Genomic DNA, 13,415 nt, shown 5'->3' on the forward strand with positions numbered 1-13,415 from the left:
GTCAAGTCCTTGAATCATGATGATTTTTTGTAAAATGGCACTTGAAATATTATCGGTTCATTAACCATAATAAAGCATGTTCAAGTCAAAGGTTCCTTGAACAGACGGCGCAACAATTGTCAGCAAAACCTAGAGCATATTTGCAGTTTAGCGTTTGTATTGGCTTAGCGACATCGTTCGGCTTTTCGACGCTTCCTGCCTATGGCGAAGAAATATTTGGCGGCTGGGATCTGCAAAGTAGCGTTACTTTGCGCGGTGGATATGAGGACCAAGATGGCGCGCGGGCACACATTTTTGTTGTCGCGCCCGAGTTTAGTTTGCAGCGCCAAGAAGATGATTTGACTTTGGGCATAACGGGCGGAGCACAGCTCGACCAGTCGGGCACCAACCGGTTTACGCCACGTTCCGCAAACCTTGGCGCAAATGGAACATTGCAGCTTAGTCGAAGAGGTTCGGCCAATTTTGCGGCAGACTACACCATTGATCAACCACGCAGCACAGACCCCGAATTGGCGACAGACATAAAGACGCCAGGTCACACCCAGCAATTCGCAATAAGCGGGGGTTATAGCCATCAATTTGCCAAAACACAGATTGATCTACGCGGCAGTTTTGGTCGAAGCCAAACCGCCGATTCGATTTTGAATGATAAGAGCGTTCAATCTAATGCAGACCAGAACGCTTGGCGTGCAGGTGTTGGGGCGCGAGCAATTCGCGAGCTTGGCCCCACGGTAAGTGCATTTCTGGACGTTCAGGTAAATCGAGAGCTTTACGATAGTGCGTCAGCCGCTCTCAGCGCGAGCCGCAACAATTGGTCATACGAAGCGCAAGTGGGTGCTGTTGTTAATTTTAATGAACGGCTGCAAGGTGAAGTTGCGTTTGGACAATTGCGTCAAACATTTGACGATGCGAGCATAGATGCGGTTCAAACATTCACTTACAATGCGGGCTTGGCGTGGCAGGTCTCAGATTTGTCCACATTGCAGCTGGATGTTGGCACGAATGTGAGCCCAACAAGCGTTGCAGGCGAAGCAATGCGGATTGTTGATGTTGGGCGACTGACCTTCAATCAGCAAGTGAATAGCCAAATTTCGTTTTCAGCATTTGGCGAACTGTCGCGCGAACATTACCAAAATAGTGATGATGAGATAAAATCGAGCCAAGTCGGGTTTGGCGCGCAATATTTAATAAATGAGCAAATGTCGACCTTCGCTAATTACTCATTTTCTTTGCGCGAGCCAACGGGCAGCGATCCAGGTCGCCGCCATTTCATCGAAGCTGGTGTGCGTTTTAATCGGCAATAGAAACGTCGTTGAACAATTCCTTGGCAACACGGCGCAGTTCGCGGGTGAATTCGTCTGCAATGTCTTCTCTATCCATCGCAAATACTACATTTGCGGTTAGAAAGCCCACTTTAGAACCGCAATCAAAGCTCTGCCCGTCATACTTTACACCTGTAAAGCGGTCATGTTCCATTAGCTTGACCATAGCGTCAGTGATTTGAATTTCGCCGCCTGCGCCTTTTGACTGTTTGCTCAACAGATCAAAAATTTCTGGTTGTAAAATGTAGCGGCCAGAAATGATTAGGTTGGAAGGTGCTTTCTCAATTTCAGGCTTTTCAATCATCTCTGTGATGTTGAATGACTTATCATCCCCATCACCGCGGCCAACAACGCCGTAAGAGCTGATTTCTGCAGGATCGACTTCTTCTACAGCAATGACATTGCCGCCATGTTGGTTGTAGCTTTCCATCATTTGGCTCAAGACGCCGGGTTTTGAACGCATCAACATATCAGGCAAGAGCAACGCAAATGGCTCATTGCCCACAATATCACGAGCGCACCAAACGGCATGGCCCAAGCCTAACGGTTCTTGCTGACGGGTGAAGCTTGTTTGACCTGGTTTGGGCAGCCCCTCACTCAACATCTGCAACATGTCGTTTTTCTGGCGCTGATGTAGTGTAATCTCGAGTTCAACTTGACGGTCGAAATGGTCTTCAATCACGCCCTTGTTGCGTCCGGTTACGAAAACGAAATGTTCAATGCCAGCTTCGCGGGCTTCGTCGACTGCATATTGAATGAGTGGTCTATCAACCACAGGCAACATTTCCTTGGGCATGGCTTTGGTAGCAGGCAAAAAGCGAGTGCCTAGACCGGCGACGGGAAAAACGGCTGTGCGAACTTTTTTGGTCAACATGTCATCCTTTGGCAGCATCCCAAATTATATATTATTTGGCCTCAATTATGACGCCATAATTTGGAAATAATTCTATAACACCTAGTCATTGTGTAATGTAATCGCAACCCTTCAGGTGTTAGATGAGATTACGTTAAAATTGATTAAGGACGTGTGATGAGCATATTGGTAACAGGTGGCGCAGGCTATATTGGTGGACATACAGTTTTGCAATTGGCAGATGCTGGAGAAAAGGTCACCGTTCTTGATAACTTGACGACCGGATTTCAATGGTCAATTGACCAACGTGTTGACTTTGTTGAAGGAAATGCGGGTGACGTTGAATTTGTTACTGCACTTCTACAAGAACGTGGCATTAAATCCATAATGCATTTTGCAGGTTCGATCGTTGTGCCAGAATCGGTGGAAAATCCACTTAAATATTATCAGAATAACACCTCAACCACACGCAACTTGATAGAAGCGGCGGTGAATGCGGGTGTGAAACATTTCATATTCTCTTCAACCGCTGCAGTTTACGGGATGGCAGGTTCTGAGCCTGTGAGTGAAGATAATCCCCTCAATCCACAATCGCCTTATGGACGTTCGAAATTGATGAGCGAAATGATGCTTGAGGATGTGGCGGCAGCGCACGATATCAAATATGGGGTGCTGCGTTATTTCAATGTTGCTGGCGCAGACCCACAGGGGCGCACCGGGCAATCTACACCCTTGGCTACGCATTTGATCAAGGTGGCTTGTCAAACGGCGCTTGGGCAACGTGACAGAATGAAAATTTTCGGCACAGATTATGACACCCAAGACGGCACATGTGTGCGCGATTATATTCATGTGACGGATTTAGCCAAGGCTCATGCTTTATTGCTCGACTATTTGAAAAATGGCGGCGAGAGCACCACCATGAATTGTGGTTACGGACGTGGCTATAGCGTGCGCGAGGTGGTTTCTGCAGTGAAAAAAGTAACCGGCGTTGATTTCGCGGCAGACGAAACAGGCCGCCGTGCAGGCGACCCGGCAGCAATCGTTGCAAGTGCGGACCGTGTGCGCACTGTGCTTGGTTGGGAGCCAAAACATGACGATCTTCGTGGGATCATCGAGCATGCTTATAGCTGGGAGCAATATCTGCTGACCCGCAATGACCGCCCCGAAATGGGCCAACTTTAATGGCTCAATTTCCCTGTATTTCAAATTGGGGATAGCAATGCGAATATTTGCGGCAATTTTGATTGTTTTATTCTCTGCGATGTCTGGTTCGGCTATGGCCGCACCGCAGCAAAGTTTTGCCCAATTTTTGCGCTCGTTTGAAGCTAAGGCATTGGCCGCAGGGATTTCGAAATCAACGTATCGCAATGCGACAAAAGGGCTAGCCTCTGATCCGGCGATTAAAGTGGCCCAGGGCACCCAGCCTGAGTTTGAGCGACCAATTTGGGACTATCTTGAAAAGCGCGTCACCGCGGATCGCATAAAACGTGGTCGGCAGGCGTTTGCTAAAAACAAGGCTCTGTTTGAGCGTATCGGGCAGGCATATGGCGTTGACCCATACATGTTGGCGGCCATTTGGGGCGTTGAGACGGATTTTGGCGCGATCATGGGCAATAAGCGCTATTTCAAACCCGTATTGCGGTCTTTGTTCAGTTTGGTGCATCAAAGGCGTGGCCGTGTGGCGCTGGATGAAGCGGAACTGATTGCCGCGCTTCGGATCGTGCAGCAAAATGAAGCGCCAAAAGGAGGTCTGAAAGGGTCTTGGGCTGGCGCATTGGGGCATTTACAGATCATGCCTTCAGCGTTTTTGACCCATGGCACAGATTTTGATGGTGACGGGCGACGTGATCCACACAATTCCTTGGCTGATGCTTTGGCATCAAGTGCGAAATGGTTGTTGGGTGTGAACTACCAACCCGGTCATGATTGGGGATATGAAGTTCAACTGCCCGACGGGTTTGACTATCTGCTTGCGGGCAGAACCAAATTTCGACCTATTTCGTTTTTTGCTGGAAAAGGCGTCGTGCGCGTTAAGGGGCGTCAATTTGGCGATCCGAATGAGCAAGTATTTCTTTATGTGCCTGCTGGCGCAAGGGGCCCAAAATTCTTGATGACGCAGAATTATCTCGCCCTAAAGGGCTATAATTTTGCAGATTCTTATGCATTGGCAGTTGCGCACCTCACGGATCGGATTAAAGGCGCTGGCCCATTTGTTCAAAGTTGGCCCAAAAGCGCGAAGTTCTTAAACCGACAGCAGCGCGTCAATTTGCAGACCAAACTCAAAGCGCTTGGTTATTATGATGACAAGCTGGATGGTCGGTTTGGACCCATAAGCCAGGATGCATTGCGCGCATGGCAAGCCGCGAACAGCAAATTGGCAGATGGTTTTGCCACAATTGATGTTTATAATGCGGTTATGAAATCAAATTAGGCGCGATGAGCAAGATGCGACGTTGGACGACAAAAATATTGATGGCTGTGGTGTTGATGCTGGTGTTCGCGCCTGCAACAATCGTCAATGTTGGCTTCGCACAAGAACGTATTGAAATCGCGCAGGCTGAAAAGAAGAAGCGAACGCTGTTTGATGTTCTGTTTGGTCGGAATAAGCCGGAGAAAAAGGCGCCCGTAAAGAAGACGACAAAGCGTAAATCTTCCCTGAGTATTACCAACGTGCCGAAAATAAAAATGATTGAAAAGGCACCGGACGCACGTACACTTCTGGTGGTGGGCGACAGTTTAGCGATTGATTTGGCAAAGGCACTTGATCGTCATTATGCCAAAGACACCCAATTGGCTATCGTCAGTAAAGGTGTTGGCTCTTCCGGGTTTGTGCGTGACGATTATTTCGACTGGAACAAGGCGATTGAAACCTACCTCACCAGCGAAGAGTTTGACATGGTTGTTGTTGCGGTGGGCATCAATGACAGGCAAGAAATTAGAAGCAGTAATGGACGACACAAGGCACTAACCGACGAGTGGCGCACAGAATATGATCAGCGTTTGAATGCATTTTTGCAGGTATTAGCTGGCGCAGAGAAGCCAGTTGTTTGGATGGGCCTGCCTCCAATGAGCAAGAACTCATATTCAAAAGCAATGAGCCAAATAACCTCCATGCATCGCCTCGCGGCTTTTGCGAACGGCGCTGAATATGTCGATATTTATGAGCGCTTTGCCGATGAAGACGGGAACTACACGGCTTATGGGCCGGACTTGAATGGGCAAAACAAATTGATGCGCAAGGGCGACGGTATTCACCTTTCCTCAGCCGGTAGCGACAAGGCCGCGTTCTTTATTGATAAAGTGATCAAGCAGTTCTATCGCGGTGGCGAGATAACAGTCGCCATTGTTGACCCGCTCGCAGGAACAGATGTCGCTGGCATGCTGCGCCCGCCCTTTCAGGGCATTGCGCAAGTGAGAAAACTGGAACTTGCAGGCGCGGTGCGCGAATTGGGTGAAAAGGCTAAATCTTCTGGCGAATTGGTGTTAGCGCAAAAGCAAGACAAGCCCAACCTGTCGCTTACCCAATTGTTTGCTGTTCAACCCGGCCGCGCAGATGGATTTGGAATTGAACCGGTGGTGGTAGAAGCGGCAGAAACAGACCCCTTGGCCCGATAAATAAAGCCGACATCGATGATTTCATCGACGCCGGCTTTGCAAATCTAACGTGCAGATTGTGGGGTCAGCGCGGTAGACTTGTTTTTCCCATAAGATCGAAATCGATTGAACGAGCGGCTTGGCGGCCCTCGCGGATCGCCCAAACCACAAGTGATTGACCCCGCCGCATATCGCCTGCAGCATAAACGCCGTCAACACTGGTTTTGTAAGACATGGTGTCCGCAAATAGGTTTTTGCGCGGATCAAGATCCGCACCAAGTTCTTCCAGCATGCCCTCAAATGTCGGGTGGGCAAAGCCAATGGCCATCAGCACCAGATCAGCTTTGAGAACGAAATCTTCGCCGTCAATTGGGGTGCGGCTTTTATCCACACGTGAGCATTTCACGCCCTTTACATGACCGATTTTGTCGCTGATGATTTCAAGGGTCGCTGCTTGGAATTCGCGGTTCGCGCCTTCAGCCTGAGATGATGATGTGCGCATCTTAATGGCCCAGTTTGGCCATGATGTCAGCTTATCTTCTTTTTCCGGTGGTTGAGGGCGGATATCCATTTGCGTAACTGAAACAGCGCCTTGGCGGAACGCTGTGCCCACACAATCAGATGCAGTATCACCGCCGCCGATGACGACAACTTTTTTACCCGTTGCCAAGATCGGATCGGCATCGCCGATATCTTCGCCGCCATTGCGCTTATTTTGCTGCACCAGATAAGGCATTGCATAGTGAACGCCCGCAAATTCAGTGCCTTCGCAGCCCGGGTCACGAGGATGTTCTGAACCACCGGTTAGCAATACGGCATCATGGTTTTTTTGCAGGCTTTCAAGCTTGCGCGTTACGCCAATATTCTCATTGTAGTGGAAGGTAACGCCTTCGGCTTCCATCTGCTCAACACGGAAATCAATATGGCTTTTTTCCATTTTGAAATCAGGAATGCCATAGCGCAGCAAGCCGCCAGCTTTCGCTTCGCGTTCAAACACATGAACGTCATGCCCAGCGCGGGCTAATTGTTGTGCTGCTGCCAATCCAGCAGGGCCAGAGCCGACGATGGCGACTTTTTTGCCAGTCTTGTCATCATTTGGTTGGGGCGCAATCCAGCCATTTTTAATGGCACGGTCTGCAATGGTTTGTTCAACTGTTTTGATGGTGACCGGCTGATCTTCCAAATTCAGCGTACATGCTTCTTCGCAAGGGGCAGGGCAAATACGACCCGTGAATTCTGGGAAATTGTTTGTTGAATGAAGGTTGAGCGCCGCACGTTCCCAATCACGTTGATGAACAAGGTCGTTCCAATCTGGAATTTGGTTGTTCACCGGGCAACCTGTATCGCCATGGCAATAAGGAATACCGCAATCCATACAGCGTGAAGCTTGGCGAACAATCTCTCCTTCGGTCAGCGGCACCGTAAATTCATTATAGTGCCGGATGCGGTCCGAAGCTGGCTCGTAACGTGCTTCTTGGCGATCTACTTCGAGAAAACCTGTATGCTTACCCATCTTAGTTCTCCCTTACGCCTTGGCCGAAGATTGTTTGTTTTTTTGCTGTTCCATCTCAAGGATGGCGCGGCGATATTCAACCGGCATTACTTTTACGAATTTGCCTCGATGCTCTTCCCAATTGTCCAAGATTGTTTTGGCGCGGGTGGAACCCGTATAATGATGATGGTTCGAAATGAGCTGATACAAACGTTCGTCATCATGCTTGGTCATGTCGCCTGAAATATCCACACGGCCATGCCATTCGATGTCGCCACCATGGTGGTGATGTTCGCGCATCAATTCTTCTTCTTCAAGAACCGGCTCAATATCCACCATTGCAAGGTTACAGCGCGAGCGGAATGTTTGGTCTTCGTCCAACACATAAGCAACACCGCCGGACATGCCCGCAGCAAAGTTGCGGCCTGTTTCGCCGATCACGACGACGATACCGCCGGTCATATATTCGCAACCATGGTCGCCTGTGCCTTCAACAACAGCGACGGCCCCTGAATTGCGTACGGCGAAGCGTTCACCAGCAATTCCACGGAAATAGCATTCCCCAGACACCGCACCATAAAGCACTGTGTTGCCGACAATGATCGCGTTTTCTGGCACAATATTTGTGTTTTCTGGTGGGCGAACAACGATACGTCCGCCCGAGAGGCCTTTACCGACATAATCGTTGGCTTCACCAACCAGATCAAAGCTTACGCCATTCATCAAAAATGCGCCGAAGGCTTGACCCGCAATGCCCTTTAAGTTCACCGCGATTGAATCTTCAGGCAGGCCTTCAAGACCATATTTTTCCGCCACCTTGCCTGAAAGCATTGCGCCAGCAGAACGGTTCTTGGAGCGAATATCGATGTCAAACTTAACCGGCTCGCCGTTTTCCAATGCAGGTTTTGCATTTTTGATCAGGGTGCGGTCCAGCACTTCTTCAAGCTCATGGTTTTGAACTTGCGAGTGGAAATAAGTATCCTCGCCAATCAGTTCAGGCTTATGGAAGAGTTTGGTGACATCAACGCCCTGCGCTTTCCAATGATCGTCAGTGCGCTTTTGACCCAAAAGATCAGAGCGACCCACAAGTTCATTAAGTGTGCGTGCGCCCATTTCGGCCATCAGCTGACGAAGTTCTTCAGCCACATAGAAGAAATAGTTGATCACATGTTCTGGTGTGCCTTTAAAGCGCTTGCGCAAGACAGGGTCTTGGGTGGCAATGCCGACCGGGCAAGTGTTCAGGTGACATTTGCGCATCATCAAGCAGCCCGCAGCAATAAGTGGGGCAGTGGCAAAGGCAAATTCGTCAGCGCCCAATAGAGCGCCGATAAGAACATCCCGACCTGTCTTAAAGCCACCATCGACTTGCAGCGCTACGCGAGAACGCAGACGGTTGAGCACAAGGGTTTGGTGGGTTTCGGCTAGGCCGATTTCCCAAGGTGAACCTGCATGCTTAAGCGAAGTTAGCGGAGAAGCGCCTGTGCCACCGTCAAAACCGGATATGGTGATATGATCAGCATGGGCTTTCGCCACGCCTGCAGCAACCGTACCAACGCCCAATTCAGAAACCAGTTTGACTGAAATGTCCGCTTTTTCATTTACGTTTTTCAAATCGTAAATCAGCTGCGCCAAGTCTTCGATTGAATAGATGTCGTGGTGTGGTGGTGGTGAAATCAAACCTACGCCGGGTGTTGAGTGGCGGGTTTGCGCGATTACAGCGTCCACTTTGTGGCCAGGCAATTGTCCGCCTTCGCCGGGCTTTGCACCCTGCGCCACTTTAATTTGGATCATGTCCGCATTGACCAAATAGTCGGTCGTCACACCAAATCGGCCAGAAGCAACTTGTTTGATGGCAGAACGTTCAGGGTTGCGGGAGCCGTCTGGTAACGGGTTGTAGCGATCTGGTTCTTCGCCACCTTCACCCGTATTCGACTTGCCGCCAATTTGGTTCATGGCGATGGCCAATGATGTATGTGCTTCGCGGCTGATCGAACCATAAGACATGGCGCCCGTCGCAAATCGACGAACGATGTCTGTTGCCGGCTCGACCTTTGAAATGTCGATTGGTTTGCCAAGTGACTTAACTTCGAACAGCGAGCGGATGGTCAAAAGCTGGTCTGATGCGTCGTTCACCGCTTTGGCAAATGCATCATATTTTTGCTGAGCAAACGCTGGTGACGTCTCAGCGGTGCGAACGGCATGTTGCAAGTCTGCAATAGCGTTTGGTGACCACGCATGGGCTTCTCCGCGAATACGATATTGATATTCACCGCCCACATCCAATGAGTTGGTCAATGTTGCATCGTCGCCAAAAGCCAGTTCGTGACGGTCTACGGTTTCCCGAGCCACTTCACTAAGGCCCACACCTTCAATAGATGTGCCAGTGCCAAAGAAGAATTTTTCGACAAAGTCAGTTGAAAGACCAACCGCGTCAAAAATTTGTGCACCACAATAGGATTGGAATGTCGAAATGCCCATTTTGGACATGACTTTCAACAAGCCTTTACCGATTGATTTAATGTAGCGGTCCACACATTCTTGTTCGTCAACTTCTGGTGGGAACTGGCCTTCAGCTTGCAACGCAGCGATGGTTTCAAACGCTAGATAGGGGTTGATTGCCTCAGCGCCATAACCTGCCAAAACAGCAAAGTGATGTACTTCGCGTGCTTCGCCGGTTTCAACTACAAGGCCGCATGATGTGCGCAAGCCCTTGCGGATCAAGTGATGATGCACAGCCGCAGTCGCCAGAAGTGCTGGAATTGCAATCCGGTCGTGGCTCAGCAAGCGATCTGACAGAACAATAATGTTCATGCCCAAACGCACTGCACTTTCTGCGCGGTCACAGATGGCTTCCAACGCCACTTCCATCCAGTCGGCGCCTTTTTCAGCGGCGTAGGTGACGTCGATGGTTTCGGTGAGGAATTGGTTGTCCCCAATATTGCCGATGGTGCGGATTTTTTCCAAATCTTCATTGGTCAAAATCGGCTGGCGCACTTCAAGGCGTTTTTGGTTCGATAGGCCTTCAAGGTCGAACAGGTTTGGCCGTGGTCCAATAAAGGAAATCAAACTCATGACACTTTCCTCACGGATCGGATCGATCGGTGGGTTGGTCACTTGCGCGAAGTTCTGTTTGAAATAGCTATAGAGCAGCTTGGATTTATCGCTCAGGGCAGAAATTGGTGTGTCTGTACCCATGGAGCCAACAGCCTCTTGGCCGGTGGTTGCCATTGGCGTCATCAAAAACTTGATGTCTTCTGTTGTATAACCAAATGCCTGCTGGCGATCCAAAAGGCTCTCGGATGATTTGAGCGGATGGCGATCAACCGCTGGCACATCTTCAAGCACGATTTGGGTGCGGCCCAACCATTTTTGATATGGGTTTTTCTGTGCAAGTTTTGTTTTGATCTCGTCATCGGAAACGATTTTTCCAGCTTCAAGATCAACAAGCAGCATTTTGCCCGGTTGCAGACGCCATTTTTCCACGATCTGGTCTTCTGGGATATCCAGCACACCTGATTCTGAAGCCAAGATGATTTGGCCAGATTTTGTGACGCAATAGCGCGCGGGGCGCAAGCCGTTGCGGTCAAGGGTCGCGGCAATGCGACGACCATCTGTCATGGTTAGCGCAGCAGGGCCATCCCATGGCTCCATAATGGCAGCGTGATATTCATAGAACGCTTTGCGCTCCTCATTCATAAGTGGATTGCCCGCCCATGCTTGGGGCACCATCATCATGGCGGCGTGAGGCAGGTCGTATCCGCCGCGCACAAGGAATTCGAGCGCATTATCAAAACATGCAGTATCTGACTGGCCTTCATATGAAATTGGCCAGATTTTAGAGATGTCATCGCCAAAATTATCGGAGGACACAGAAGCTTGGCGCGCTGCCATCCAGTTCACGTTGCCCCGGATGGTGTTGATTTCCCCGTTATGCGCAACAAAGCGATAAGGGTGGGCCAATTTCCAAGACGGGAATGTGTTGGTTGAAAAGCGTTGGTGAACAAGCGCTAAAGCCGATGTGAAATCTTTGTCGCCCAGGTCAGGATAGAAAGGTCCCAACTGATTGGCGAGGAACATGCCTTTATAAACAATTGTTCTGGCAGACATGGAGACAACGTAAAAGCCATTGTCACTGTCGGCCTCTGGCAATGCGGCATAAATGGTGTTTGAAATCACCTTGCGGGTGATCAGCAATTTTGTTTCGAAGGTGTCCGTGTCCATGCCTTCTGGGCGGGCAACAAAGACTTGCTCGATAATGGGCTGCGTGCCGATAACGCCTTCAGAAAGACTTGAATTGTCGGTTGGCACTTCACGAGTGCCCAAAATCTCCAGGCCTTCACCTTGTGCGCATTCAGCAAGCTTTGCAGCGCATTTGGCTTTTAGGTCTTGGTTGTTTGGGTAAAACAACATTGCAACTGCATATTCGCCGGGGGCAGGCAATTCAAAATCAACCGATTTGGCAAAAAATGCGTGAGGCATCTGCACCAACATGCCTGCACCGTCACCCATCAAGGGGTCAGCGCCCACCGCACCACGGTGGGTGAGGTTGATCAAAATGTCCAAGCCATTTTGCACAATGTCATGGGTTTTTGTATTGTCGATATTGGCGATAAAGCCAAGGCCACAAGCATCATGCTCGTTGCTCGGGTCATAAAGGCCCTGTTTGGCGGGACGACCATTATAAGCGAAGGTTGCGCTTGTTGAAGCGCTCTCCATCAAGGTGTCGATGTGGTTGGCCATAAGCCCCTCCATAAAGTTCGCCCAATTGCCCAGAACGGGCAAAAATTTGGGTCAGGTCATCTGCTCGGGTCGCTCGTTGGAATACCACGAGCGGCTCGTTGCGACGTTGCGCAAACAATTTTCAAAAGAACGGTCAATTTGATTTGTTGCCGTTCAACTTGCGAGCTTGTTTTTCAAGCTCACCCCTAGCGCCTTACCAATGGCGTATGACACGCGTTCAACACCCATATCCAATATTAAGTTTGGAAGTGGGTATCGCGGTGTTTTTTAATGGACAATATTGCTGTCCTATTTTGAGAGGCACATTGCCAGAAAAAATCCATCTGGGCAAGATCCTAGGGCAAGTTTTTTTGTCGCAGGGCAACAGAATAGTTGGAATGTAAAATGCAATACGGGCGCAGTATTCATCAAATAACTGCGCCCGTCTAATGTATAAAACTTTAAACTATTAAAGCATCAATTGTGGTTACAATTTAGTTCTTTGCTTCAGTTTCGATAGACTTTGTTTCATTTGATGAAGTTGATCCAATCGCAATCTTGCGTGGTCGTTTGCTTTCTGGCAGTTCACGGGCCAGATCAATGTGCAACAGTCCATTTTCAAGATCAGCGCCGCGTACTTCTACGTGATCGGCCAGCTGGAAGCGACGTTCAAATGAGCGCTCGGCAATACCGCGATGGAGGAATTCGCGCTTTTGCTCTGTGCCTGAAGTTGATTTTCCACCTTTCACGCTGATTGAATTTTCTTTTGTCTCAATCACGATGTCATCAGATGAGAAACCAGCAACGGCCATGGAGATACGGTACGTATCTTCGCCGGTGCGTTCAATATTGTAAGGGGGGAATGCGTTTGCTTCTTGTGGTGAGTGATTGTCAAGAAGTGAGAAAAAGCGATCAAAGCCCACTGTTGAGCGGTAAAATGGTGAAAGGTCTAAATTTTGCATAACATATTCTCCGTTGAGCAACATGCGGTTTTAACGTTGTTGGTGCGGCCCGTTTCATTGACGGCGGCGCTCCAAGTTGGCCCCTTCATCGGCAACCAACGATTGATATGTTGTGCATAAATTTAATGTTTCAAGTCTTGTTCTTCATAAAAATCAAATTTGGCCTATTTGAAAAAAAGTTGCTGCCTGAACGGAATATGAATAGCCATTTCGGGGTTCGTTCAGTTCACCTTTGATAGACATTTACCTGTGGCGCCAAAAAGTCTGATCACTTCACAGTGTGTCACACAAATTTTGAGAAAAGGGACACCATCATCCGCCCCCCGCATGGTGTCTCTAACAAAGAACCAGCAATTCATTTTGGATTGCTGGTTTTTTTGTTGCGGTTGAACTAGGGTCTGATCAAAATTGAGCTGTTGAACAGATCATCTTCCAATTGTGTTCAGACCCTACTAAATGAAAAGCGAATT

General features: G+C 49.2%; 8 protein-coding genes. 4 read left to right on the top strand and 4 right to left on the bottom strand.

What is annotated here, in order from left to right; all coding sequences use genetic code 11:
* The first annotated feature begins 116 nt into the window (after positions 1-116).
* Positions 117-1,304 (top strand): outer membrane beta-barrel protein, encoded by a 1,188-nt coding sequence (locus tag AC2D8L_RS14020; protein ID WP_484686096.1) that lies wholly within the window; start codon positions 117-119, stop codon positions 1,302-1,304.
* Here the strand turns inward: AC2D8L_RS14020 and galU are convergent.
* Complete coding sequence (gene galU, locus AC2D8L_RS14025; RefSeq protein ID WP_484686097.1) at positions 1,291-2,193, bottom strand: UTP--glucose-1-phosphate uridylyltransferase GalU; 903 nt, start codon at positions 2,191-2,193, stop codon at positions 1,291-1,293. The two genes, AC2D8L_RS14020 and galU, sit on opposite strands and share 14 nt — an antisense overlap.
* Positions 2,194-2,352: 159 nt before the next feature.
* Here galU and galE point away from each other — a divergent pair, with 159 nt between their 5' ends.
* From galE to AC2D8L_RS14040, 3 genes are read left to right on the top strand one after another with little or no spacing between them, the layout of a single operon-like run.
* Positions 2,353-3,360: a UDP-glucose 4-epimerase GalE gene (gene galE / locus AC2D8L_RS14030; protein WP_484686098.1), complete on the top strand. Its 1,008-nt coding sequence runs from the start codon at positions 2,353-2,355 to the stop codon at positions 3,358-3,360.
* Positions 3,361-3,397: 37 nt separating this feature from the next.
* Positions 3,398-4,609, top strand: coding sequence for a lytic murein transglycosylase (locus AC2D8L_RS14035; RefSeq protein ID WP_484686099.1), 1,212 nt, complete (start codon positions 3,398-3,400; stop codon positions 4,607-4,609).
* Between the two features lie 14 nt (positions 4,610-4,623).
* Positions 4,624-5,793 (top strand): SGNH/GDSL hydrolase family protein, encoded by a 1,170-nt coding sequence (locus AC2D8L_RS14040; protein ID WP_484686100.1) that lies wholly within the window; start codon positions 4,624-4,626, stop codon positions 5,791-5,793.
* Positions 5,794-5,857: 64 nt separating this feature from the next.
* Here the strand turns inward: AC2D8L_RS14040 and AC2D8L_RS14045 are convergent, their stop codons facing one another.
* The 3 genes from AC2D8L_RS14045 to AC2D8L_RS14055 all read right to left on the bottom strand — a co-directional run bounded on the left by AC2D8L_RS14045 (position 5,858) and on the right by AC2D8L_RS14055 (position 12,945).
* On the bottom strand, positions 5,858-7,285 hold the full coding sequence (locus AC2D8L_RS14045) for a glutamate synthase subunit beta (protein WP_484686101.1): 1,428 nt from the start codon (positions 7,283-7,285) through the stop codon (positions 5,858-5,860).
* 12 nt (positions 7,286-7,297) lie between these two features.
* Complete coding sequence (gene gltB / locus AC2D8L_RS14050) at positions 7,298-12,004, bottom strand: glutamate synthase large subunit (protein WP_484686102.1); 4,707 nt, start codon at positions 12,002-12,004, stop codon at positions 7,298-7,300.
* Positions 12,005-12,477: 473 nt separating this feature from the next.
* Positions 12,478-12,945 (bottom strand): Hsp20 family protein, encoded by a 468-nt coding sequence (locus AC2D8L_RS14055; RefSeq protein ID WP_484686103.1) that lies wholly within the window; start codon positions 12,943-12,945, stop codon positions 12,478-12,480.
* Positions 12,946-13,415: the final 470 nt, after the last annotated feature.

The organism is Maritalea sp. YIW29 (assembly GCF_057219265.1).

Coding starts and splice junctions, on each gene's coding strand:
- galE (WP_484686098.1), top strand. CDS start 2,353: ATGAGCATATTGGTAACAGGTGGCGCAGGCTATATTGGTGGACATACA.
- AC2D8L_RS14045 (WP_484686101.1), bottom strand. CDS start 7,285: ATGGGTAAGCATACAGGTTTTCTCGAAGTAGATCGCCAAGAAGCACGT.
- gltB (WP_484686102.1), bottom strand. CDS start 12,004: ATGGCCAACCACATCGACACCTTGATGGAGAGCGCTTCAACAAGCGCA.
- AC2D8L_RS14055 (WP_484686103.1), bottom strand. CDS start 12,945: ATGCAAAATTTAGACCTTTCACCATTTTACCGCTCAACAGTGGGCTTT.
- AC2D8L_RS14040 (WP_484686100.1), top strand. CDS start 4,624: ATGCGACGTTGGACGACAAAAATATTGATGGCTGTGGTGTTGATGCTG.
- AC2D8L_RS14035 (WP_484686099.1), top strand. CDS start 3,398: ATGCGAATATTTGCGGCAATTTTGATTGTTTTATTCTCTGCGATGTCT.